A 21,760-nucleotide genomic window follows, 5' to 3' on the forward strand; every position below is an offset into this window, starting at 1 on the left:
GACGGTTCAGTTCCGTATCCTCACATGACGACGCGCTCGCGGCGCGACAGCTCTAAACTAATCGTAAACGGCCCGAAATTCAATCGCGACGGGGCGCGATGCCGAAAACTGTGAAGCGGTTTTCGGACGGCATCAAGCCCAGCCCTGAGCCGGGAGCCGGATTCAGGCCTGAACCAGCGTCGCGCTGCGGCGCTGGTTCAGGTCATCCGGCTGCAGCCAGTTGGCGCAGATAGGTCGAGGACAGATCGGAACGCTTGCCGTGCAGGAACACCCAGGCCGGAGGCTCCGATCCGGCCAGCGCAGCCGCCTCGTTTTCCGAAAGCCTGTAGCGTGCCAGCCAGTTGGCGGCGGGCGAGGCGACGGCGCGATGAGTCGTGCCTGGCCGGTCGATCACCGCGATCGGCATCATCCGCGCGATCGTCCGCCATTCGTTCCAGCGATGGAAGCCGGCGAGATTGTCCGAACCCATGATCCAGACGAAGCGCACGCCCGGGCAGCGCAGCTTCAGCGCCCGCAAAGTGTCGGCGGTGTAGCGGGTGCGCAGCCGCGCCTCGGCGCCGGTGACATGGATGCGGGCGTGATCGGCGAGCTCGCGTGCGATGTCGATGCGCTCGCCCAGAGGAGGTAGCGCCGAATTGTTCTTGAGCGGATTGCCCGGCGTCACCAGCCACCAGACCCGGTCGAGCTGGAGCCGGCGCAAAGCCGTCAGGCTCGCCATCCGGTGCCCCTCATGGGCCGGGTTGAACGAGCCGCCGAACAGGCCGATGCGCAGGCCGGGCGCATGGGCCGGCAGCCGCAGATCCTCTGGTCTCACGGCCGGATCTGACCGCTGCCATGGACCCGATACTTGAACGAGCAGAGCTGCTCGACGCCGACCGGCCCGCGCGCATGCATCCGGCCGGTGGCGATGCCGATCTCGGCGCCGAAGCCGAATTCGCCGCCATCGGCGAACTGGGTCGAGGCATTGTGCAGCACGATCGCGGAATCGACCTCGGCGAGAAAGCGCCGCGCCACATCTTCGTCCGCTGTGACGATCGCCTCGGTATGGTGCGAGCCGTAGCGCTCGATATGGTCGATCGCCTCGCCAAGCCCCTCGACCACCTTCGCGGCGATGATGCGGTCGAGATACTCGGTCGCCCAATCCTCGTCCGTCGCGGCGGTGACGCGCTGATCGACCGCCTTCACCGCCTCGTCGCCGCGTACGGCGCAGCCGGCATCGAGCAGCATGGTGACGAGCGGCTTCAGGTGCGTATCGGCGCAGGCCCTGTCGACCAGCAAGGTCTCGGCCGCCCCGCAGACGCCGATGCGGCGCAGCTTGGCGTTGAGCAGGATGCTGCGCGCCATCTCCAATTCGGCTGCTGCATGGACATAGACATGGCAGTTGCCGTCGAGATGCGCGAAGACCGGCACGCGCGCCTCGCTCTGCACCCGCGCCACCAGCCCCTTGCCGCCGCGCGGCACGACGACATCGACGGCGCCTTGAAGTCCGGCCAGGATCTCGCCGACCGCCGCACGGTCCCGCGTCGGAACGAGCTGGATCGCATCGCCGGGCAGACCGGCGGCCTCCAGGCCCCGGCGCATGGCGATGGCGATCTCGGTCGAGGAGCGGAAGCTGTCCGAGCCGGCGCGCAGGATCGCGGCATTGCCGCTCTTCAGGCAGAGCGCGCCGGCATCGGCGGTGACATTCGGCCGGCTCTCGAAGATCACGGCGATGACGCCGAGCGGCGTCGCGACGCGCTCGAAGACGAGCCCGTTCGGGCGCTCCCAGCTCGCGAGCACGCGGCCGACCGGATCGGCAAGCTCCGCGACACTGGCGACCGCCTCGGCGATCTCGGCGATCCTCTTCTCATCGAGCAGCAGGCGGTCGATGAAGGATTCCTTCTGGCCGGCCGCCTTGGCTTCGGCGAGATCGAGCGCATTGGCGGCAAGGATCGCCGGGGCACGCTCGCGCAGCGCCACAGCGATGGCCTTCAGCGCCGCGTTGCGCGTCTCCGCCGGCGCCAGCGCGACCTGCCGAGCCGCCGCGCGTGCCTTCCGGCCAAGGCCGTGCATGAGCGTGGCGACATCGCCCTGCCCTTCGCTTGCTGAGACCACGCGCAAGGCGCTTTCACCCGTCATCACGCACCGCCAAACCTTCGAACGTCCCAACCTTAGCCGACGCCGAGCGCCATGTCGTCCCGGTGGATCATCTCTGCCCGCCCTGGATAGCCCAGAATCGCCTCGATATCGCGGGAGGCCTTGCCGAGCACGAGCGCAGCCTCCGCCGCATCATAGGCGACGAGTCCGCGGCCGAGCACGCGGCCGTCCGGATCGCGGATCAGCACGGCATCGCCGCGGGCGAATTCGCCCTCGATCCGGCTGACGCCGACCGGCAGCAGGCTCGCCCCGCCGCGCAAGGCGCGGGCCGCGCCCGCATCGACATGCAACGCCCCGCGTGGCTCGAGCGACCCGGCGATCCAGGTCTTGCGCGCCGTCGCCGGCGTCGAGCCGGTCAGGAACCAGGTGCAGCGCGCGCCATTGGCGACCGCGCCGAGCGGGTTCTTCACCCGGCCGTCGGCGATCAGCATATGCGTGCCGCCGGCCGCCGCGATCATGCCGGCCTCGATCTTGGTGCGCATTCCGCCGCGCGAGAGCTCGGAGGCCGGCCCGCCGGCCATCTCCTCGATCTCGGCGGTGATCTTCGGCACCAGCGGGATGTGCTTCGCAGCCGGGTCGCGCGCGGGCGGCGCGGTATAGAGTCCGTCGATATCGGAGAACAGCACCAGGAGATCGGCGCCGGCCATGGTGGCGACGCGCGCCGCCAGCCGGTCATTGTCGCCATAGCGGATCTCGGTGGTCGCGACCGTGTCGTTCTCGTTGATCACCGGGATGGCGCGCAAGGCGAGCAACCGCCCCAGCGTCGCGCGCGCGTTGAGATAGCGGCGGCGCTCCTCGGTATCGGCTAGCGTCAGCAGCACCTGCCCGGCGGTGAGGCCGTGATGGCCGAGCGCCTCGGCCCAGTTGCGCGCCAGCGCGATCTGCCCGACCGCAGCCGCCGCCTGGCTCTCCTCCAGCCTCAACGGCCCCGAAGGCAGGCCGAGCACGGTGCGCCCGAGCGCGATCGCGCCCGACGAGACGACCAGCACCTCGGCGCCGCGTTGATGCAGATCGGCAAGATCCTCGACGAGCGCCGCGAGCCAGGCCTGGCGCAGCCGGCCACGCGCGCGGTCGACCAGCAGGGCCGAGCCGACCTTGACCACGATGCGACGGAACTGGCTCAGCGACGGGATATTCACGGGCGACTTTCGGCATAACGGTCAACTCGTCGACCGTCTTGGCGAAAAGCCTGCGATTGTAAAGCACTCGCTCGGTCGAGGCAGTCTGCAAACTGTCGCAAAACGTCGGAATTTTCCGGCCGATCACCCGAAAACGAAACGCTGTCATGCGTCAAAAACAGTGACAAAACGCCGTCCCTGCCTTATCTCGCGCACGCGGATAAAAATGGTGTCCGCTCACCACGAGAAGGCAAGCTTTGAAGTTCAATCAGGATCGCAATTTCACGGACCGTGCGGCGGCTTCTGCCAATGCCAAGAAGGCGCTGCTCGAGCGTTTCAAGGCGCGGCCGACCCAGGATGATCCGATCATGCAGCAGCGTCGCGCCGAGCGCGAGGCCGTTGCTGTCGCCCGCGCCGCGCGCGAGGCCGAGAAGGCCGCCGCCCGCGCGGAGGCCGAGCGCCTGGAAGCAATCGAGCGCGCCAAGCGCGAAGAGGAAGAGCGCATCGCCGAGGCCGCTCGCGAGGCCGCCCGCAAGGCCGAGCAGGCCAAGCGTGATGCCGAGCGCCCGCGCAAGGTGCTGCTCGAGGCTGTCCAGTACATGCAGATGCGCAGCGCCGGCAAAGGCCGCCGCTGAGCTTTCGCGATGGCCGGGCTCCGTCCCGGCCAGCTTCGCTCTCGCTCATCGATCCGGCCTCGGCGGCCGCGGCAGCCCGATATCGCGATCGGGCGCCAATGGACGCGCGAGCATTCTTTCCGATTCCGCAATGGTCTTCCTACAAGGCCAGGTGCTGTTGGAATTCGCGCTGCGGTGCCGCATTGGGATTGTGCAGTCGCGGCGGAGCGATTTGCTTTGCTTGGTTCCTGAACGGCACAACCGTCGATGCATACTCGGACTTAGCTGCCGGTCCACGCCATCGCGCCGCAACATAATCCGGCCCCAATACTCTCGGCCGGCACGCATTTACGTCCCAGCCAATCAAATAAGCAAACAATTCTAAGACTTTAGTATTAGTTCTTTCGCTTGCCATAGCAACCAAAGCTGGCAACTCTAGGGTATCGCAGCCACAGCGCTGCAAGAACGACTCGCCGCACCCATGGCGAGCACCCTGGGGAGGACTGCATGCCTACGGAGACGCCTAAGCCACGTTCCAATCGCCGCAACTTCTTGAAGGTCGGTGCGCTCGCCGGTGTTGGCGCCATCGCCATGCCCAATGTCAGCCGGGCTCAAACGACAACCTGGAAATTCCAGTCGACCTGGCCGACCAAGGACATCTTCCACGAATTCGCCGGTGACTTCGTCAAGCGCGTCAACGAGATGTCGGGCGGCCGGCTGAAGATCGACCTGCTCGCCTCCGGCGCCGTCGTGCCGGCCTTCCAGATGCAGGACGCGGTCGCGGCCGGCATCCTCGACGGCGGCCATGGCGTCTCCGCCTATTGGTACGGCAAGAACAAGGCCTTCTCGCTGTTCGGCACGCCCCCCGCCCTCGGCTGGGACGCGACCAACTTCCTCGGCTGGATGAATCATGGCGGCGGCTACGATCTCTATAACGAGCTCGTCGGCCAGGTGCTCAAGCTCAATCTCGTCGGCTTCTTCAGCGGCCCGATGCCGTGCCAGCCGCTCGGCTGGTTCAAGAAGGAACTCAAGACCGCCGACGATTTCAAGGGTCTGAAATACCGCACCGTCGGCCTCGCCGCCGATCTCAAGCAGGAGATGGGCGCCGCCGTCACAATCCTCGCCGGCGGCGAGATCGTCCCGGCGCTGGAGCGCGGCGTCATCGACGGCGCCGAGTTCAACAACCCGTCCTCGGACTCGATCCTCGGCTTCCAGGACGTCGCCAAGGTCTTCATGCTGCAGAGCTACCATCAGGCGGCTGAGAGCTTCGAGATCATCTTCAACAAGTCCAAGTTCGACGCCCTGCCGGCCGAGCTGAAGGCGATCGTCAAATACGCCGCCGAGTCCGAATCCTCCGACATGATCTGGAAGGCGCTCGACCGCTATTCCAAGGACCTTGAGGCGCTGCGCGCCAAGGGCGTTAATGTCGTGGCGACGCCCGAAGTGATCCTGAAGGCGCAGCTCGCGGCCTGGGACAAGGTGCTCGACAAGCTCTCCGCCGACCCGTTCTTCAAGAAGGTGGTCGAGTCGCAGAAGGCCTGGGTCAAGCGCACCGTCGGCTACCAGCGCCTCAACGAGCCCTCGCGCGAGCTCGCCTATACGCACTTCTTCAAGAGCTGAGGCCCAGCTCAAGCCCGCGCCCGCCATCCGAGCGATGGCGGGCGCTTTTCTCGTATCTGGCGTGGCTGGAGCATTTTCGAGCGAACTGGACACCGGTTCGCGTGAAGAAAATGCGTCAAAACAAACAGATGGAGAATTTCCGCGATTCGGAGAAACGCGGAAATGCTCCAGGGGCGGAAGCGTCGATGAAATTCATTCTCGCGATCGACAAGTTCAACACGGCCATCGGCAAGCTCGCCGGCTGGGCGATCGTCATCCTTACTTTTGCGATCAGCTACGAGGTCTTCGCCCGCTATGTGCTGCGCGCGCCGACGACCTGGGCCTTCGACGTCAGCTACATCCTCTACGGCACCCTGTTCATGCTGGCCGGGCCCTATGCGCTCGCTCGCAATGCGCATGTGCGCGGCGATTTCCTCTACCGCACCTGGAGCCCGGTGACGCAGGCCAGGCTCGACCTCGTGCTCTACATCCTCTTCTTCTTTCCCGGCATCATCGCCCTCGCCTGGGCCGGCTATAAATTCGCGGCCTTCTCCTGGATGATCCGCGAGCATTCCTCCAACTCGCCGAACGGCCCGCCGCTCTATCATTTCAAGACACTGATCCCGATCGTCGGCGTGCTGATGTGCGTCCAGGGCGCAGCCGAGGTGGCGCGCTGCATCATCTGCCTGCGCACCGGCGAGTGGCCGCCACGCCTGCATGACGTGGAGGAGACTGAAAAGCTCATTCTCGACGAAGCGGCCGCGGCCCGCGAAGGATCCATTTGATGTTCGGCCTCGGCAATCCCGAACTGGGCGTGGTCATGCTCGTCCTGTTCATCGTCTTTATCATGCTCGGCTTCCCGATCGCCTTCACGTTGATGGCGCTCGGCGTCGGCTTCGGTTACTGGGCAATGGGCGACAACGTCTTCGCCCTCGTCGTCCAGCGCGCCTATTCGGTGATGGCCAGCGACGTGCTGGTCTCGATCCCGCTCTTCATCTTCATGGGCTACATCATCGAGCGGGCGAACATCCTTGACCGGCTGTTCCATTCGATCCAGCTCGCGCTCGGCAATGTGCCGGGCTCGCTCGCCATCGCCACGCTCGCGACCTGCGCCATCTTCGCAACCGCGACCGGCATCGTCGGCGCCGTGGTGACCTTGATGGGCCTGCTCGCCTTTCCCGCCATGCTGCGCGCCGGCTATGACGTGAAACTCTCGGCCGGCGTCGTCTGCGCCGGCGGCTGCCTGGGCATCCTGATCCCGCCCAGCGTCATGCTCATCCTCTATGGCGCGACGGCCGGCGTCTCCGTGCCGAAGCTCTATGCCGGCGCGCTCTTCCCCGGCCTGCTGCTCGCCGGCCTCTATATGATCTACGTGCTCGTGCGCTGCTGGCTCAATCCGGCCCTGGCGCCAAAACTTCCCAAGGAGCAGACCGACGTCTCCTGGCTGAAGGTCTGGTGGGCGCTGCTGACCAGCTTTTTCCCGCTCACCATCCTGATCCTGTCCGTGCTGGGCGCCATCTTCTTCGGCCTGGCCACCCCGACGGAAGCGGCCGCCATCGGCTCACTCGGCAGCCTGATCCTCGCCGCCGCCTATCGCGCGCTCACCTTCGGGAAGGTCAAGGAATCCGTCATCCTGACCGCGCGGACCTCGGCGATGGTCTGCTGGCTTTTCGTCGGCTCCTATATCTTCTCGTCGATCTTTGCGATCCTCGGCGGCCACGAGCCGATCAAGAACCTCGTCACGGCGCTCAACCTCTCGCCAACCATGTTCCTGATCGTGGCGCAGCTGATCATATTCGTGCTCGGCTGGCCGCTGGAATGGACCGAGATCATCGTGATCTTCGTGCCGATCTTCCTGCCGCTGCTACAGTTCTTCCAGATCGACCCGCTGTTCTTCGGCATCCTGATTGCCCTGAACATCCAGACCTCGTTCCTCTCGCCGCCGGTGGCGATGGCGCCCTTCTACCTGAAGGGCATCGCGCCGCCGCATGTCACGATCAACCAGATCTTCTCGGGCGTGATGCCCTTCCTCTGGATCGTGCTGGTGGCGATGGTGCTGGTCTATATCTTCCCGGGCATCGCGCTCTGGCTGCCGAGATATCTCTACGGCTGAGCCCTCAGCCGTCGCTGCGCTGATCCTCGCCGCAACGGAAGCCGGCCGCCTTCTCGTCGGCGAGCCGGCGCGCCAGCGCATTGGCCTGGGTGCTGCGCCCGTCGACGCTGCCGATGATGCAGGATGCGCCATCCCCAGCGAGCCGGTAGACCACGAGCAGGCTGCCACCGAGCTTGCCGATGCTCTGGCCGGTCGCATAGCGCAGGATCGCGGCCTGCGGCTTGCCGCCTTTCGGGCCGCGCCATTCGATCGTGTTGCCGGCTTCGAAGAACACCGCCTTGTCGGTCAGCCGCTCATCCAGGGGCTTCTCTCCGAACCCGACCAGCGAGGCATCATCCCCCGCCGTCCAGATCACGGCGATGCCTGCCTTGCCGGCGCAGCGATGAATCGAGACCCCTTCATCGTCAGGCTTGGCCTTCCCGCATTTCGCATAGTCATGCTTGGTGTAGCTGCTCACCCAATCCTGGGCGAAGGCAGGCAGCGCGATCGCGGCCAGAAAGATGCCCAGCACGAGCTGTCTTGTCGGCATGGCATGGACCCCGTTGCGGCACGTCGCGCATCAAACGCCACGGTGAGCCGAAAGCCAATCGCCGCCGGGCAGGCAGCCTCCCACCAGCACCACTTGGCATCCTGCCCGACGCATGAAGCCCAGTGCGTGGCCGCGCCTTGACCGGTCGCAATTCTTGTATGCAACATGCGGCATACAGCCTGCCGCCTCAGGGATGGAGACAAGAATGAAAGTCATCGACCTCAGCATGCCGATCACGCCGCATTTCCGCTGGCCGATCGAGCTCGCGATCAAGGGCGATATCGCTGCCGGCGACCAGTTCCGCGTCAGCAAGCTGACGACGACCTGCCATGGCTTCTCCCATGTCGATGCCGCCGCCCATTTCGTCGCCGGCGCGCCGACCATCGAGACCACCCCGCTCGATCGTGTCGTCGGCCCCTGCCGCGTGCTGAACCTGCGCAATTGCCCGGACAACCAGGCTATCACGCCCGAGCAGCTCGAGGCGGCCGATCCCGGCGGCGCCGAAGGCGAGATCCTGCTGCTCGCCGCCGGCTGGAACGACCGCCGCAACTACCAGGACAAGACCTTCTGGACCGAGGCACCCTGGCTCACGCTGGAATCGGCCAAATGGCTGCAGGCCCGCAAGCCGACCGCGGTCGCCTTCGACTTCCCGCAGGATTTCCCGATCCGCCTCCTGCTCGAGAACAAGGAAGTGCCGAAGACCGAGCATGTCACGCATGACATCCTGCTCAAGAACGGCGTGACGCTGATCGAATACGTCTTCAACACCAGCAAGATCACCCAGCCGCGCGTGCTGTTCAGCGCCGCCCCGCTGCTGATCCCGAATGCCGACGGCGCGCCAGCGCGCTTCTATGCGATCGAGGGCCTGCCGGTCTGATGGCTTGCCGGTCTGATGGCTTGCACTGACTGACGGTGCTTGAGAATTCGCTGCTGTGAGTCGGCTGGCGTGACTTTTGAGAACCGGAGCGGAGCGGACATCGGTCCGTGAGCACCGGAAGCGTAGAAAGTCGCGCCAGACGGCTACAGCAGTAGAATTCGCGAGCACTGTCAGCGCATCATCTTCGGCAGCCAGAGGGTGATCTCCGGAAACAGGATCAGCACGATCAGCGTCCCGACCAGCGGGATGTAGAGCGGCAGCATCTCCTTCAGCACGGAGCGGATCGAGACCTTCGCGATATCCGCGATCAGGAAGAGCGCCAGCCCCATCGGCGGGGTGAACAGGCCCAGCATCAGGTTGAAGATCGCGACGATGCCGAGATGGATCGGATCGACGCCCGCCATGTGCAGCGGCCCGGCGATGATCGGGATCACCAGCAGCGTCGCCGTCGTGCTGTCGAGGAACATGCCGACGATCAGAAGCAGCACGTTGACGATCAGCAGCAGGACGAGCGGGTCCTTGCTGAGCGAAAGCAGCTCCTTGGCCGCCGCCTGCGGAATGCCCTCGACGGCGAGGATCCAGCCGAACAGCGCCGCCGCCGAGACGATGACCAGGATCGCCGCCGTGCTCTTGATCGTCTCATAGGCCGAGGCGAGCAGATGCTGCCAGGTCAGCGAGCGATAGATGACGACGCTGATGAAGATGACGTAGACGACCGTGATCGAGGCGGCCTCCGTCGGCGTGAACCAGCCGACCAGCATGCCGCCGACCATCAGGATCGGCGTCAGCAGTGCCGGCAGCGCCGAGAGGAAGGAGCTCGACAATTCCTGGCGCGTCGGCCAGCGCTCGGCCCGCGGGAAATCATATTTCCAGGCCAGGATCGCGACCGTGATCATCAGGAAGACGACACAGACCAGCGCCGGCACGATGCCTGCGATCAGCAGTTGCACGATCGAGACATTGGTCACAGAGCCATAGATGATCAGAGGGATGCTCGGCGGGAAGATCGGCCCGACGATGGCCGAGGCGCAGGTCAGCGCGCTGGCGAACTCCTTCTTGAAGCCATGGGCCGTCATCGCCTTGACCTCGATGCGCCCGAGCCCGCCGATATCGGCCAGCGCCGCCCCGCTCATGCCGGAGAAGACGAGGCTGGCGAAGATGTTCACCTGCGCCAGCCCGCCATGGATGCGCCCGACACAGGCCGAGGAGAAGGTGTAGATGCGCTCGGTAATGCCCGACTGGTTCATCAGGCTGCCGACGAAGATGAAGATCGGCACCGCCACCAGCGGGAAGGAATCGAGCGCATAGACCATGCGCTGCCCCACGAGTTCGAGCGGGAAATCGTTCCACAACACATAGGCGATGGCAGGCAGCATGACGGCGATCACGACCGGCCAGCCGAAGATGAAGAGCAGCGTGAAGGTACCCAGCAGCAGTAAGGTCATCGAAGCTCGCGATCAGGAGATGGCCGGGTATCCAGCGCAGAGGGCGAAGCGCGCCGCGTCGCGCGGCGCAGGCGCGTCAGACGATGTTCGGTGCGGGCTCGTTCGATTCTTCGTCGGCAAAATGAACATAGGGCGGGTGACCCGCGAGCGCTTTCCAGACCTGGATCAGCGACTCGATCATGCCGAAGACGAAGCCGAACAGGGCGGCCGAGAAGAAGATGTAATAGGGAATGCCGAGCGTCGGCGTCGCGTTGTTGAGATTGCGCAGCGTCGCCACCGTGACGGCGAGCCCGGCGATGGCCAAGCAGATCGCCCCCGTGGCGGGGATGACCACCGCCAGAACCGCCCGTACCCGCTTCGGCAGCGCATGGAGCAATTCCTCCATCCGGATATTGGCGCCGGTCGCGGTGATATAGGGCAAGGTCACGAAGACGACGCAGATCAGCATGAAGCGCGTCAATTCCTCCGAACCCATGAAGGGCGCGCGGAAGACCTGGCGCATCAGCACCTGGAAGGCCGGCAGGATCAGCATCAGCGCGATCATCGCCACGCCGATCCAGCGATAGAACTGCCGCACGGGCTTCATCAGGCGATCGATCGCCAGCATCGGACCGACATCCTCGGGCGCGACGGCTTGTTCTGACATGCGGAGCGGCTCCGGCGTGGCGGGCCGGCCTCAAGGCCGGCCGTGACATGGTGAAGAGTGCGAGGTCAGAGACCATCCGGGAATTCGCTGGCGCGAGACGACTGGCGTGGTCGTCGAGAACCGGAGCGGAGCGGACTGATGTCCGTGAGCACCGGAAGCGCAGACGGCCGCGTCAGGCGCCCGCGCCAGTAGAATTCACGGGCGGTCTCAGCGGATGGCTGAGATGCGGTCCATGTACCCCTTCCAGGTCGGGAAATCCTTGTTGACCTCGGCCACGACCTTCTCGCGGAACTCGGCGACCTTGAGCCCGTCCTTCTCGGTGATGACCTTCATGCCCTTCTTCTGGAGCTCGCCGATCAGGTCCTGCTCCGCCTTGTTGGCGGCCTGAAGCGTCTCCTGCGCCATCGTCTCGAACTCGGCCAGGATGGCCTTGCGGTCATCCTCGCTCAGCGAGGCCCAGACCTTCTCGTTGACGAAGACCGGCAGCACGTTCTGCATATGCCCGGTCAGCATCACATGGCTCTGCACCTCGTAGAGCTTGTTGGCATTGATCATGGTCAGCGGGTTTTCCTGGCCGACGACCATGCCGGTCATCAGCGCCGTCGGCAGCTCGCCAACCTCGACCGGGGTCGGGATCGCGCCAAAGCCCTTGATCATCGTCGTCCAGAGCTGCAGCGGCACGCCGCGGAACGGCTTGCCCTGCAGGTCGGCCGGCGACATCACCGCCATCTTGGCGGTCATCTGGCGCGCGCCGCGGAAGAGCCGGCCGACAATGCGCATGCCACCGCCCTTGACCAGCTTCTCGTTGAACTCGATCAGCACTTCGGATTTCTGCGGGTCGGTCGCCGCCAGCGCATGCGCGCCGTCGCGATAGACGAAAGGCGCATTGAAGACGGCGATATCCGGCGCCAGCCGCGCCAGCGAGGCGAATTCATGGTGACCCATCGAGATCGCGCCCGAGCGCACGCCGTCGATCAGCTCCTGCACGCCGCCGAGCTGCGAATTCGGGAACACCTGGACGGTCACGCGCCCGCCGGTGACCTTGGGAATGCGCTTGCCGGCCTCGTCGCCGTACCAGTACTGGATATCGCCTTCCGAGCCGACATGCGCATAGCGCACCCGGACGTTCTGCGCCGAGGCGCTGCCGATGCCGAAGGCGGCGCCGGCCGCGAGCATGGTGCCACCTGCGAGGAACTCGCGACGTCTGATCATGTCATCCTCCCGTTTCGACCGGCGTTTTCGCCGTGTCTTGCTTCCCGCTCTGTCCGGGCGGGCCCGGTTCATCTCCTTTAGTTCTACGCCTTGCGGGAGGATGGCGACGCGCATGAGCGGCTCCGCCGGCCCCGCTCTGGACCCGCCGTGGCTTTCATGCTTCGACCGGGAACGCCTTGGCGCGTTCCTCCCGAACGACCGCTTTGGCGCGGCTCTGTTCTGAATGCTGTATTTTGCATACAAGTTTGAAAAGCCGTCAAGCGGCAAAGGGAGGCTTCATGAGCGCCAGGCCCGCGGAGACGGACCAGCCTGCCAAGGAACCGCGCCGCAAGGGACGGCTGCACACCAGCACGGTCGACGCCCTGCACCGGATGATCGTCACCGGCGACCTGGAACCGGGGCAGAAACTGCGCGAGCAGGAGCTCTGCGAGCGACTTGGCGTGTCCCGCACGCCGCTGCGCGAGGCACTGCGGACATTGGCCGCTCAAGGGCTGGTTCAGCTCACGCAGAACCGCGGCGCCGAGGTCGCGCCGCTGACGCTCGCCGACATCACCGCGCTGTTCGACGTCGTCGGCTCGCTTGAAGCATTGGCCGCCCGGCTTGCATGCAAGGCTATGACCGACGAGGCCATCGCCGAGATCGGCGTGCTGCATTACCGGATGATGCTGCATCATGTTCGCGACGAGCTGCCGGATTACTTCGCGCTCAACCAGCAGATCCACCGCGCCATCATCGAGGGAGCGCAGAACCCTGTGCTGCTCGGCGTCTGGGAGGCGCTCGCGGCCCGCGTCGAGCGGGCGAAATACCTGCCCAACCTTCAGCCCAATCGCTGGAAGGCCGCGATGCACGAGCATGACGCGATGCTCGCCGCACTCGTCGCGCGCGACGGCAACGAACTCGGCCGGTTGATGGAAGCGCATTTCCACAACGGGCTGGCAGCGATCCTCGCCGCCAACGGTGCCGAAGCGCCGCCGGAGACTGCGGTGGATGGGAGCGCATGAACAAAGCTCCCCGCCGGCCGAAACGCGCTCAGGAACCGGTGATGATCAGCCTCAGCGCCTTGACGATGCCATCGACGGCGACGCTGGCGAGGATCAGCCCCATCACGCGGCTGATCACGCTGGCGCCAGCGTTGCCGATGACCGCGATGATGCGCGAGGCTGCGAAGAGCAGCAGCAGCAGGATTCCCAGGATGACAACGATCTCGAAAACCGTCTCAGCCTGCTCGGCGATGCTGACGCGGGAATTGTCGGTCAGCGTCATCACCGTCAGCATCGCGCCTGGGCTGGCGATGGAGGGAATGGCGAGCGGATAGACCGCGCGCTCGATATCGGCACGCCGGATCAGCTTCTCCTCCCCTTCGAGCTTCGACTCGCCGAAGATCATCGACAGCGCGAACAGGAACAGGACGATATTGCCGGCGACCTGGAACGAGCTCAGCTCGATATCCATCGCGCTGAGCAGGATCTGGCCGGCGACGACGAAGAAGCACAGGACGAGGAAGGCGACCAGCGTGCCCTGGATCGCCACACGCCGCGCCGCCGACGGGCTCATGCCCGCCGTCACGGCGAGGAAGATCGGCAAGGTGCCGATCGGATCGATCACCACCCAGAGCTTGACGAATTCGGTGATGAGACGATCCATGGCCGGGTCCGTTGAGATGCAGCGCGGCGGGCTCGCCGAAAGCTCCGGCGCGCCGCCCTGTCTACCGGGCTATCGCGGCTGCGTCATGGCCGTTCGGCCTCAATGGGCGGCGTGCTCGACCTCGGGAATGACCTTCAGCACGGCGGCCGCGTCGAGCTCGCTATGTCCCTGCGCGACCAGCATGCGGTAGAGCATCGTCGCCTGCGCCACCATCGGCATGGCCAGATGATGCTCGCGACCGGCCTCCATCAGCAGTTCTAGATCCTTCAGCACCTGCCTGGCATAGCCACGCGGCGCGAAATCCTCGGCGATCATGCGCGGCATCATCGCCTGCAGCACGGCGGAATTGCCGAGCCCCGGCGCCAGCGCCGCCGGGATCTTGCTGGCATCGACGCCATAGGCCTCGGCGAGGCGCAGCCCCTCGGCCACGATGCAGTAATTGGTCAGGCAGAGCGCCTGGTTGACCAGCTTGGTCGCCTGCCCCGCACCGATCTCGCCCATATGGGTGAAGAGCCCGAAACTCTCGATCAGCGGCCTGACCGCCTCGACCGCCTGCACCGTGCCGCCCGCCATGATCGCCAGCGTGCCGGCCTCGGCCGCGCCGGGGCCGCCCGAGACAGGCGCATCGATGAAGGCGATGCCTTTCTCCGCAAGAGCCTCGCCGAGCTTGCGCGTGACGGAGATCTCGGTGGTCGAGAAATCGACGACGATCCCGTCCGCGATCGGCGCTGCCGAGAGGATGCCGTCCGGCCCGATCACGACATCCGAGACCGCCTTGGTCGTGGTGACGGTGACGAGGATGCGGCTGCTGCGCCGTGCGACCTCGGCCGGCGACGCGGCGATCTCGACACCGAGCGCGGCGGCTTCGCCGCGGCGTGCCGCGTCGAGATCGTAGCCCACAACCTTGCGGCCCGTCGCCAGCAGGCGCTTGGCGAAGCCTGCGCCCATCAGGCCGAGCCCGATCAGTCCGACCGTTTCCCCCATTGTGATTGTTTACCTCCCCTGCCAATTCGGCGCGCGTTTGGCCAGGAAGGCTTCCATGCCCTCACGGAAATCGGCGCTCATGTAGCACATCACGACGAGGTCGCTGTCGGCGGTATGGTTCACCACGGACAGGCGGCGCATCGCTTCCTTCGTCGCGCGCAAGGTCAGCGGAGCATGACCGGCAATCGTCGTCGCCAGCTCCTTTGCGCGCGCCATCAGCGCGGCATGGTCGGCAACCAGCTCGTTGAACAGGCCGACATGCTTGCCTTCTTCGGCGCCCATCAGCCGGGCGGTGAAGACGATATCCTTGACCCGGTGCGGCCCGAGCAAGGTGCCGAGCCTGGCATAGTTGTTCATCGACAGGCAGTTGCCGAGCGTGCGCGCCACGGGAAAGCCGAAGCGGGCATCCTGCGTCGCGATCCGCATATCGCAGGCGCAGGCGATGCTGGCGCCACCGCCGGTGACCGCGCCGGAGATCGCCGCGATGGTCGGGATGGGGCAGGCCTCGATCTTGCGCAGCACCTCGTCGATGCGCGCCTCATAGGCCAGCGCATCCTCGGGCTTGTTGAAGGCGCGGAACTGCGAGATGTCGGTGCCGGCCGCGAAAGCCTTCTCGCCGGCGCCGGTCAGCACCAGCACCTTGGGCGAGCCATGGCCCTCGATATCGGCGCAGATCTCGGCGATCCGGTCATACATCGCGAAGGTCAGCGCGTTGCGCGCCTGCGGCCGGTTGAGCGTGATCCAGCCGATCTCGCCGCTGACCTCGTAGAGGATCTCGTCATTCATCGGCTTGGTCTCCTTGAGGCGCAGGCTCTAGATCGCGCCCGCCTTGCGCATGTCGGCGATCGCCGCGGCGTCGTAGCCGAGCTCGCCGAGTATCTCGTCATTATGCTCGCCGGCTTCGGGCGTCGGTGTCGCGACGCCCGCCGGGGTCCGCGACAGGCCGACCGGCTCGCCGACGACGCGAAAATCGCCCAGCACGGGATGGCTGACCGGCTGCGCGATCCCGAGATGCTGCACCTGCGGATCGTCGAACATCTCGTCGACGGCGTAGATCGGCCCGGCTGGCACGCCCGCCGCCTCGAAAGCGGCCAGCCAATGCGCCGAATCCTGCTCGCGCAGGATGTCCTCGAACATGACGCGCAACTCAGGCCGCTTCGGCAGCCGCTTCTCCATGCTGTCATAGGCGGGATTGTCGGCGAGCTCGGGATGGCCGATCGCGACGCAGAACTTGCGCCAATGCCCCTCGGCGCCGACGCCGATATTGATATGGCCGTTCCTGGTCGCATAGACGCCCATCGGCGTCGAATAGGGATGGTCGTTGCCGGCCTGCGGGGGCACCGTGCCCTCGACCAGGAAGCGCGCCGCCTGGAAATCCATCATGGCGATCTGGGCTTCGAGCAGCGAGGTCTGGACCCATTGCCCCTTGCCTGAGGTCTCCCGCTCCTGCAGCGCGACGAAGGCGCCGAGCGCGCCATAAAGGCCCGCCGCCGAATCCGCCACGGCAATGCCGGCGCGCACCGGCCCCTGCCCCGGCAGGCCGGTCACCGACATCATCCCGCCCATGCCCTGGGCGATCTGGTCGAAACCGGCGCGCGTGCGATAGGGGCCGCTCTGGCCGAAGCCGGAGATCGAGACCAGGATCAGCCGCGGGTTGAGCTTGTGCAGAGTTTCGAAATCGAGCCCGAGCCTCTCCTTCACGTCCGGTCGAAAGTTCTCGACGAGAAGATCGGCGCCCTCGATCAGCTTGCGCAGGATCGCCTGCCCTTGCGGCGTCTTGAGGTTGACCGTCAGCGAGCGCTTGTTGCGATGCAGGTTCTGCATGTCGTAGCCATGCCGCGCCCCGCTCATGTTCTCGTTCGGATCGAAGCCCGGCGGGCTCTCGACCTTGATCACGTCAGCGCCGAAATCGGCAAAGATACGGGCGCAGGTCGGGCCGGCCCGGACGCGGGAGAGATCGAGCACTCGCAGTTTGGAGAGAGCAGTGGACGGCGTCGGACGGGGCATGGCTCGGCTTGAAACGAACGCTGGGGCCGCCGACTATGCTGACAGCCCGGCAACGCGTCAACGCCCTGCCCATCTTGTATGCAAATTTCTCATACGCGAATGAAGTAGCCGCAGGATCGACAATCCGGCGGCCAAACCGCGATAAAATCCCCAATTCTCTTGTATGCAGCGCAGCCTAGCTGGACTTCGCGCCTTTTTTCGCGCCAGGCTTGGTCGCGGTCTGCGCGGCCACCGGATCGCTTGCCGGGAACGTATCCTTCAGTGCCTCGTGAAGATCGTCCTTGTCCTTCGTGCGCTCGGCCTGCTTCTGCTCGCGCTGTTCCTGACGCAGGCTTTCCTTGGCCGGATTCTTGGTCGCCGTGCTGGCAGCCATGGTCTCCCCCTGTCGTTCGATCCCGAATTCCGCAGCGGCAGCCGCGGTTATGGGTCAAACGCCGAAAGTCGAGGCGCGTTCCATTCCGGAGCATCGCACCGAATGTTGGACGGCATTTTCGGATCAAACGGATCCAAGGGGACGGATCGCCACCTCCCGCCCGATGGGACGCGCGGCGATCGCGCGCTCAGTGCCGCGCCGGGCCGTAGGCGTGATGGACGATGCGGGTGAGCGAGCGATAGAGCTGCTCCAGCCGGTCGAAACTGCCGCCATCCTGGGTGATCGGGCCGGCGCTGTTGGCGATGGCGACGAGCTGGAGCGCGACATCACTGCGCGGAATGTCGTTCGAGAGCTCGCCCTTCACCACGGCCTGGTCGATGCCGGCAATCACGAGGTTCTCCAGGCTGTTGCCGAAATCCGCCAGCACCTCGCGGCCCTTCGGGCCGATCACGTCCCGCTCCAGCCGCATCCGGCTGATCAGGCTCCAGGGATATGCCGTCTCTCCCGTCGGGTTATAGCGCAGGTAGCGCTGGCGGTTGGATTCCATCATCCCGTCGATCTTCTCGGCGAAACTCTTCTCGCCCGTCCAGTTCGTCTCCAGGGTGGCCAGCGTCTGGAGGACGTAGTCGACGATCACCTCCTCGCAGAGGTTGAGCTTGTTGCCGTAATAGTAATGCACATTGGCGCGGGTCGTGTTCAGGAGCTCGGCGACGTCCCGGAAGCGAAAGCCCTGATATCCATTGCGGATCAGGAGCTCGGTCGCGACGGTCTTGATCGCTCCCCTCATGACAGGTCTCCAGCAGCCGGCGCCGGTGCCGGGCGGCCCCTATGGCGGGGAAACGCGCCTGCGTCCAGAGATTCTCAGACTGCCGTCCAGCCGCCAGCGGCGGCGAAGGTCGTCGCCAGCTCGCCCCGATCGCATAGAACTCGATCAGGGCGCTGCAGTATCGGCTCAGCCAAGTTCTCCGATCCATTCCGCCACGGTGGCGGTGAAGGCATCGGGTCGGGAGATCGGGAAGAAATGCCCGCCGGAATCGAGCATCGTCTTGCGCGCGCCCGGCAGGGCCGCGGCAAGCTCCTCCTGCAGGAAGGCAGGCACGATCATGTCGTCGCGCGCGCCGAGGATCAGCGCCGGCATGGCGAGCGAGGCGATATCGCCCGACCCGTCGAAGGCGAGCAGCGCATCGATGCGCTCCTGCACGACCTGCCGCTCCTCATCCGAAGCCGGCGTCTTGGCCAGGGCGGCCTCGTAGACCGGCCAATTGGCTTCGAGCCAGATCGGCGGATAGGCCAGCAGCGTCGCCGTCGCCGCATAGGCCTGCGGATTGGCCTCGAGAATGGCGCGGCGCGTGCCGAACAGCGCCGCCATGTAGCGGCTGGGCTTGAGCCAGGCCGCGCTCAGGATCAAGCCGTCAAGCCGCTCGGGCGCCAGCCGGGCCAGCGCCTGGCCGATGCAGCCGCCGGTCGAATGGCCGAGCAGCACCGATCGCGCCGCGCCGGCTGCATCGAGCACGGCGAGGCAATCCTGCGCGAGTTGGTCGATCGTACAGGCGGCGTTGCCACGGGTGCTTGCGCCGACCCCGCGCTGGTCGAAGCGAATGATCCGGAATGAGCGCGCGAAAGCCGCAGTGCTGCCGTTCCAGAACGCCGCCGTGCCGCCAAGCCCGCTGACCAGCAGGAGGGCGGGGCCGGCGCCCTCGGCGCTCGCTCTGAGCTCCGCGCCATCGCTGGTGCGGACGATGAAGGTCTCGGCAGCGGAATGGGGCGAAGCAGCGCTCATACCCAGCTCATTTTTTCTGATCTTAGGAATAGTCCCAACCTCTACACTCTGAACCCGATCGGCTGACATGCAAGTCAGCACGCCCGGGCGCGTCGGGCTAGAACCTTGCCGCATTCGCGCCATGCCCCTGCCGCCGGCATATGGACGTAGCCATGGCGCGCTCCCATCTGGGCTGGAACCGCCGCCGAGCAAGGAAGCGCACATGGTCGATTTTTCAGTCCTCGATCTTTCCCCCGTGATCGAGGGGCAGGAACCTGGCGACGCGTTGCGCAACTCGCTCGATCTCGCCCGCCATGCCGAGGCGCTCGGCTACAAGCGCTACTGGGTAGCCGAGCACCACAACATGACCGGCATCGCCAGCGCTGCCACCTCGGTCGTGATCGGCTATCTCGCCGGCGGCACCAGCACGATCCGCGTCGGCGCCGGCGGCATCATGCTGCCGAACCATTCACCCCTGGTCATCGCCGAGCAGTTCGGCACGCTGGAGGCGCTCTATCCCGGCCGCATCGATCTCGGCCTCGGCCGCGCGCCGGGCACCGACCAGCGCACGCTGCGTGCATTGCGCCGCAGCCCGATGTCGGCCGACAATTTCCCGCAGGACGTGCTGGAGGTGCAGGCCTTCCTCGCCCCGGTGCAGCCGAACCAGGCAGTCCAGGCCGTGCCCGGCGGCGGCACCGAGGTGCCGATCTGGATCCTCGGCTCGAGCCTGTTCGGCGCCCAGCTCGCTGCCGAGCTCGGCCTGCCCTACGCCTTCGCCTCGCATTTCGCGCCGGAGGCGCTGGTGCAGGCCCTTGCCGTCTATCGCGAGCGCTTCAAGCCGTCCGATCAGCAGGCCACGCCCTATGCCATGCCCGGCATCAACATCGTCGCGGCCGAGACCGACGAGGAGGCGCGCTACCTCTTCACCACGATCCAGCAGCGCTTCACCGATATGGTCCGCGGCACGCGCGGCAAGCTCCAGCCGCCGATCGATGATATCGAGGCCTACTGGTCACCGATGGAGAAGGCGCATGTCCAGGGCATGCTGCGCTATGCCTTCGTCGGCTCGCCCGAGAGTCTGAAGCGTCAGCTCGGCGCTTTCCTCGACGCGACCCGCGCCGACGAGGTCATGGTCACAGCCCCGATACATGACCACGCTAAGCGCAAACGCTCCTACGAAATCCTCGCAGCGATTGCGCCAGAGATCGGCAGGGCGAAAAGCGCCGCCTGACGACGCACGCCCGGCACTCGTGCTCCGGTGTTGTCTCGCGGCGCCGGATCGATGCACGAGGGCCAGCATGAAGTTGAACGTCTCGGCGAGTCTGACCTATCGCTTCGCGGGCCCGACCTGGGTGATCGCCGCGATCGAGGCGGCCCATTCGCCGGATCAGGCCGTGCTGTCGGAAGAGTTGTGGATCACGTCGGGGCCCGCGCTGATTCGGGACACGGATTCGGCGACGGGCGAGCACCGCTTCCGCACCGCCCTCGAGGGGCAGGTCGGGATCAACTACCGCGCCGTGATCGATAACGGCCAGCGTCCGCTGCTCGGTCCCGATGCCCGCCAGCACGACTGGGCCGAGCTGCCGCGCGAGGTGCTGCCTTATCTGCTGCCGAGCCGCTTCTGCCCCTCCGACGAGTTCATGCGCTTCGCCCAGCGCGAGTTTCGGTCCGTCCAGGGCGGCGGCACTCGCGTGCTCGCCATCATCGACTGGCTCAACAGCCATCTCGACTATGTCCATGGCGTCAGCAGCGCCAAGACCACCGCCGAGCATACCTTCATTGACCGCGCCGGCGTCTGCCGCGATTTCAGCCATCTCGGCATCACCCTGGCCCGCGCCCTCAACATCCCGGCGCGCGCCGTCAGCGCCTATGCGCACGCGCTCAAGCCGCCGGATTTCCACGCGGTGTTCGAGGTTTATCTCGACGGGCGCTGGTGGCTGCTCGACCCGACACGGCTCGCGCCGGTCGAGGGCATGGTCAGGATCGCCAGCGGCCGCGACGCCGCCGATATCGCCTTCCTGACCAGCGAGTATAATTGCCAGTGCCTGAGCCAGACCATCACGGTCACGCGGGTGCCGGACGAGGCCGAAACGAGGGCGGCCTGAGCCTGCTTTATTTGCAAATGATTTGCGATAGGCCGGTTTTGCAAAAACAAGCCGGCATTGCTATCTCAGCAGCATGAAGGGAATCGACCAGCGCGTCGCCGTTTTCGAGGCTGAGCTTCGTCAGGCCGGGCTCCGGATGACGCAGCAGCGCCGGCTGATCCTGCGCGTGCTCGCCGAATCCGACGACCACCCCGACGCCAAGGGCATCTTCACCCGCGCCTTCGCGCATGACCCGACCCTGTCGCTCTCGACCGTCTATCGCACGATGAAGGTCCTGGAGACGCAAGGGGCGATCGAGCGCCACGCCTTCGAGGACGGCGTCTCACGCTATGAGCATGCCGACCAGCAGCATCATGACCATCTGATCGATGTCGAGACCGGCAAGGTCGTCGAGTTCTCTTCGCCCGAGATCGAGGCGCTGCAGGCGAAGATCGCCGCGGAACTGGGCTACGAGATCGTGCGCCACCGGCTCGAGCTCTATGGGCGCAAGATGCCGGCGGGCCGGCGCAAGAGCATCAAGAAGAACGCCTGACGCCGCGCCGTCATGCTCGGGCCTGACCCAGGCATCCCATGACCCGCACACCGCCCGGGAGATGGCC

23 protein-coding genes are annotated in these 21,760 nt (G+C 65.9%); 9 read left to right on the forward strand and 14 right to left on the reverse strand.

Annotated elements, in window-relative coordinates; all coding sequences use genetic code 11:
* Positions 1-202: 202 nt before the first annotated feature.
* The 3 genes from EV560_RS10640 to proB form a co-directional block, all read right to left on the reverse strand.
* Positions 203-814 (reverse strand): nicotinate-nucleotide adenylyltransferase, encoded by a 612-nt coding sequence (locus tag EV560_RS10640; RefSeq protein ID WP_131855733.1) that lies wholly within the window; start codon positions 812-814, stop codon positions 203-205.
* Complete coding sequence (locus EV560_RS10645; protein ID WP_131856196.1) at positions 811-2,052, reverse strand: glutamate-5-semialdehyde dehydrogenase; 1,242 nt, start codon at positions 2,050-2,052, stop codon at positions 811-813. Before EV560_RS10645 ends, EV560_RS10640 begins: the two co-directional genes overlap by 4 nt.
* 98 nt (positions 2,053-2,150) lie before the next feature.
* Positions 2,151-3,275 (reverse strand): glutamate 5-kinase, encoded by a 1,125-nt coding sequence (gene proB / locus EV560_RS10650; protein WP_248311988.1) that lies wholly within the window; start codon positions 3,273-3,275, stop codon positions 2,151-2,153.
* A 236-nt stretch (positions 3,276-3,511) separates the two neighbouring features.
* Between proB and EV560_RS10655 the strand changes: the two genes are divergently transcribed.
* The 4 genes from EV560_RS10655 to EV560_RS10670 all read left to right on the forward strand — a co-directional run bounded on the left by EV560_RS10655 (position 3,512) and on the right by EV560_RS10670 (position 7,580).
* On the forward strand, positions 3,512-3,889 hold the full coding sequence (locus EV560_RS10655; RefSeq protein ID WP_207907989.1) for a DUF6481 family protein: 378 nt from the start codon (positions 3,512-3,514) through the stop codon (positions 3,887-3,889).
* Positions 3,890-4,375: 486 nt separating this feature from the next.
* Entirely contained in the window at positions 4,376-5,488 is a 1,113-nt protein-coding gene (locus EV560_RS10660) for a TRAP transporter substrate-binding protein (protein WP_131855734.1), read from the forward strand.
* Between the two features lie 185 nt (positions 5,489-5,673).
* Complete coding sequence (locus EV560_RS10665; protein WP_131855735.1) at positions 5,674-6,252, forward strand: TRAP transporter small permease subunit; 579 nt, start codon at positions 5,674-5,676, stop codon at positions 6,250-6,252.
* Positions 6,252-7,580, forward strand: coding sequence for a TRAP transporter large permease (locus EV560_RS10670; protein ID WP_131855736.1), 1,329 nt, complete (start codon positions 6,252-6,254; stop codon positions 7,578-7,580). The genes EV560_RS10665 and EV560_RS10670 overlap by 1 nt, the downstream gene beginning before the upstream one ends.
* 4 nt (positions 7,581-7,584) lie before the next feature.
* Here EV560_RS10670 and EV560_RS10675 read toward each other — a convergent pair whose 3' ends face one another.
* On the reverse strand, positions 7,585-8,109 hold the full coding sequence (locus tag EV560_RS10675; RefSeq protein WP_131855737.1) for a hypothetical protein: 525 nt from the start codon (positions 8,107-8,109) through the stop codon (positions 7,585-7,587).
* Positions 8,110-8,314: 205 nt separating this feature from the next.
* Here EV560_RS10675 and EV560_RS10680 point away from each other — a divergent pair, with 205 nt between their 5' ends.
* On the forward strand, positions 8,315-8,986 hold the full coding sequence (locus EV560_RS10680) for a cyclase family protein (protein WP_131855738.1): 672 nt from the start codon (positions 8,315-8,317) through the stop codon (positions 8,984-8,986).
* Positions 8,987-9,156: 170 nt separating this feature from the next.
* Here EV560_RS10680 and EV560_RS10685 read toward each other — a convergent pair whose 3' ends face one another.
* The 3 genes from EV560_RS10685 to EV560_RS10695 all read right to left on the reverse strand — a co-directional run bounded on the left by EV560_RS10685 (position 9,157) and on the right by EV560_RS10695 (position 12,289).
* Positions 9,157-10,431: a TRAP transporter large permease gene (locus tag EV560_RS10685; protein ID WP_131855739.1), complete on the reverse strand. Its 1,275-nt coding sequence runs from the start codon at positions 10,429-10,431 to the stop codon at positions 9,157-9,159.
* Positions 10,432-10,507: 76 nt separating this feature from the next.
* Entirely contained in the window at positions 10,508-11,077 is a 570-nt protein-coding gene (locus EV560_RS10690) for a TRAP transporter small permease (protein WP_131855740.1), read from the reverse strand.
* A 207-nt stretch (positions 11,078-11,284) separates the two neighbouring features.
* Positions 11,285-12,289 carry a TRAP transporter substrate-binding protein gene (locus tag EV560_RS10695; RefSeq protein ID WP_131855741.1) on the reverse strand — a complete coding sequence of 335 codons (1,005 nt, stop codon included), beginning with the start codon at positions 12,287-12,289 and terminating at the stop codon, positions 11,285-11,287.
* 176 nt (positions 12,290-12,465) lie between these two features.
* Between EV560_RS10695 and EV560_RS10700 the strand changes: the two genes are divergently transcribed.
* Complete coding sequence (locus EV560_RS10700) at positions 12,466-13,290, forward strand: GntR family transcriptional regulator (RefSeq protein ID WP_131855742.1); 825 nt, start codon at positions 12,466-12,468, stop codon at positions 13,288-13,290.
* A gap of 28 nt (positions 13,291-13,318) precedes the next feature.
* Here EV560_RS10700 and EV560_RS10705 read toward each other — a convergent pair whose 3' ends face one another.
* The 7 genes from EV560_RS10705 to EV560_RS10735 all read right to left on the reverse strand — a co-directional run bounded on the left by EV560_RS10705 (position 13,319) and on the right by EV560_RS10735 (position 19,077).
* Positions 13,319-13,933 (reverse strand): MarC family protein, encoded by a 615-nt coding sequence (locus tag EV560_RS10705; protein ID WP_131855743.1) that lies wholly within the window; start codon positions 13,931-13,933, stop codon positions 13,319-13,321.
* 99 nt (positions 13,934-14,032) lie between these two features.
* Positions 14,033-14,917, reverse strand: coding sequence for an NAD(P)-dependent oxidoreductase (locus EV560_RS10710; RefSeq protein ID WP_131855744.1), 885 nt, complete (start codon positions 14,915-14,917; stop codon positions 14,033-14,035).
* Positions 14,918-14,926: 9 nt separating this feature from the next.
* Positions 14,927-15,703 (reverse strand): enoyl-CoA hydratase/isomerase family protein, encoded by a 777-nt coding sequence (locus EV560_RS10715; protein ID WP_131855745.1) that lies wholly within the window; start codon positions 15,701-15,703, stop codon positions 14,927-14,929.
* A 27-nt stretch (positions 15,704-15,730) separates the two neighbouring features.
* Complete coding sequence (locus EV560_RS10720) at positions 15,731-16,924, reverse strand: CaiB/BaiF CoA transferase family protein (RefSeq protein ID WP_131855746.1); 1,194 nt, start codon at positions 16,922-16,924, stop codon at positions 15,731-15,733.
* 175 nt (positions 16,925-17,099) lie between these two features.
* Entirely contained in the window at positions 17,100-17,297 is a 198-nt protein-coding gene (locus EV560_RS10725) for a hypothetical protein (protein ID WP_131855747.1), read from the reverse strand.
* Positions 17,298-17,484: 187 nt separating this feature from the next.
* The gene (locus EV560_RS10730) at positions 17,485-18,084 is read right to left on the reverse strand and encodes a TetR/AcrR family transcriptional regulator (protein ID WP_131855748.1); all 600 of its coding nucleotides are present in this window, start codon (positions 18,082-18,084) and stop codon (positions 17,485-17,487) included.
* 165 nt (positions 18,085-18,249) lie between these two features.
* Positions 18,250-19,077: an alpha/beta fold hydrolase gene (locus tag EV560_RS10735; protein WP_131855749.1), complete on the reverse strand. Its 828-nt coding sequence runs from the start codon at positions 19,075-19,077 to the stop codon at positions 18,250-18,252.
* Positions 19,078-19,279: 202 nt separating this feature from the next.
* On the opposite strand from EV560_RS10735, the gene EV560_RS10740 reads away from it, so the two are divergent.
* The 3 genes from EV560_RS10740 to EV560_RS10750 all read left to right on the forward strand — a co-directional run bounded on the left by EV560_RS10740 (position 19,280) and on the right by EV560_RS10750 (position 21,693).
* Positions 19,280-20,287 (forward strand): LLM class flavin-dependent oxidoreductase, encoded by a 1,008-nt coding sequence (locus tag EV560_RS10740; RefSeq protein ID WP_131855750.1) that lies wholly within the window; start codon positions 19,280-19,282, stop codon positions 20,285-20,287.
* A gap of 67 nt (positions 20,288-20,354) precedes the next feature.
* Positions 20,355-21,161 carry a transglutaminase-like domain-containing protein gene (locus EV560_RS10745; RefSeq protein WP_131855751.1) on the forward strand — a complete coding sequence of 269 codons (807 nt, stop codon included), beginning with the start codon at positions 20,355-20,357 and terminating at the stop codon, positions 21,159-21,161.
* Positions 21,162-21,234: 73 nt separating this feature from the next.
* Positions 21,235-21,693: a Fur family transcriptional regulator gene (locus EV560_RS10750; RefSeq protein WP_131855752.1), complete on the forward strand. Its 459-nt coding sequence runs from the start codon at positions 21,235-21,237 to the stop codon at positions 21,691-21,693.
* The last annotated feature ends 67 nt before the right edge of the window (positions 21,694-21,760 follow it).

This window comes from Allobosea sp. BK604, assembly GCF_004341515.1.
Taxonomy (GTDB): domain Bacteria; phylum Pseudomonadota; class Alphaproteobacteria; order Rhizobiales; family Beijerinckiaceae; genus Allobosea.

Bases quoted from the DNA above. Each gene is read 5' to 3' on its own strand.
- EV560_RS10690 (WP_131855740.1), bottom strand. From the start codon at position 11,077: ATGTCAGAACAAGCCGTCGCGCCCGAGGATGTCGGTCCGATGCTGGCG.
- EV560_RS10685 (WP_131855739.1), bottom strand. From the start codon at position 10,431: ATGACCTTACTGCTGCTGGGTACCTTCACGCTGCTCTTCATCTTCGGC.
- EV560_RS10675 (WP_131855737.1), bottom strand. From the start codon at position 8,109: ATGCCGACAAGACAGCTCGTGCTGGGCATCTTTCTGGCCGCGATCGCG.
- EV560_RS10695 (WP_131855741.1), bottom strand. From the start codon at position 12,289: ATGATCAGACGTCGCGAGTTCCTCGCAGGTGGCACCATGCTCGCGGCC.
- EV560_RS10705 (WP_131855743.1), bottom strand. From the start codon at position 13,933: ATGGATCGTCTCATCACCGAATTCGTCAAGCTCTGGGTGGTGATCGAT.
- EV560_RS10660 (WP_131855734.1), top strand. From the start codon at position 4,376: ATGCCTACGGAGACGCCTAAGCCACGTTCCAATCGCCGCAACTTCTTG.
- EV560_RS10725 (WP_131855747.1), bottom strand. From the start codon at position 17,297: ATGGCTGCCAGCACGGCGACCAAGAATCCGGCCAAGGAAAGCCTGCGT.
- EV560_RS10750 (WP_131855752.1), top strand. From the start codon at position 21,235: ATGAAGGGAATCGACCAGCGCGTCGCCGTTTTCGAGGCTGAGCTTCGT.
- EV560_RS10745 (WP_131855751.1), top strand. From the start codon at position 20,355: ATGAAGTTGAACGTCTCGGCGAGTCTGACCTATCGCTTCGCGGGCCCG.
- EV560_RS10735 (WP_131855749.1), bottom strand. From the start codon at position 19,077: ATGAGCGCTGCTTCGCCCCATTCCGCTGCCGAGACCTTCATCGTCCGC.
- EV560_RS10710 (WP_131855744.1), bottom strand. From the start codon at position 14,917: ATGGGGGAAACGGTCGGACTGATCGGGCTCGGCCTGATGGGCGCAGGC.
- EV560_RS10665 (WP_131855735.1), top strand. From the start codon at position 5,674: ATGAAATTCATTCTCGCGATCGACAAGTTCAACACGGCCATCGGCAAG.
- EV560_RS10740 (WP_131855750.1), top strand. From the start codon at position 19,280: ATGGTCGATTTTTCAGTCCTCGATCTTTCCCCCGTGATCGAGGGGCAG.
- EV560_RS10720 (WP_131855746.1), bottom strand. From the start codon at position 16,924: ATGCCCCGTCCGACGCCGTCCACTGCTCTCTCCAAACTGCGAGTGCTC.
- EV560_RS10730 (WP_131855748.1), bottom strand. From the start codon at position 18,084: ATGAGGGGAGCGATCAAGACCGTCGCGACCGAGCTCCTGATCCGCAAT.
- EV560_RS10680 (WP_131855738.1), top strand. From the start codon at position 8,315: ATGAAAGTCATCGACCTCAGCATGCCGATCACGCCGCATTTCCGCTGG.
- EV560_RS10715 (WP_131855745.1), bottom strand. From the start codon at position 15,703: ATGAATGACGAGATCCTCTACGAGGTCAGCGGCGAGATCGGCTGGATC.
- EV560_RS10645 (WP_131856196.1), bottom strand. From the start codon at position 2,052: ATGCACGGCCTTGGCCGGAAGGCACGCGCGGCGGCTCGGCAGGTCGCG.
- EV560_RS10670 (WP_131855736.1), top strand. From the start codon at position 6,252: ATGTTCGGCCTCGGCAATCCCGAACTGGGCGTGGTCATGCTCGTCCTG.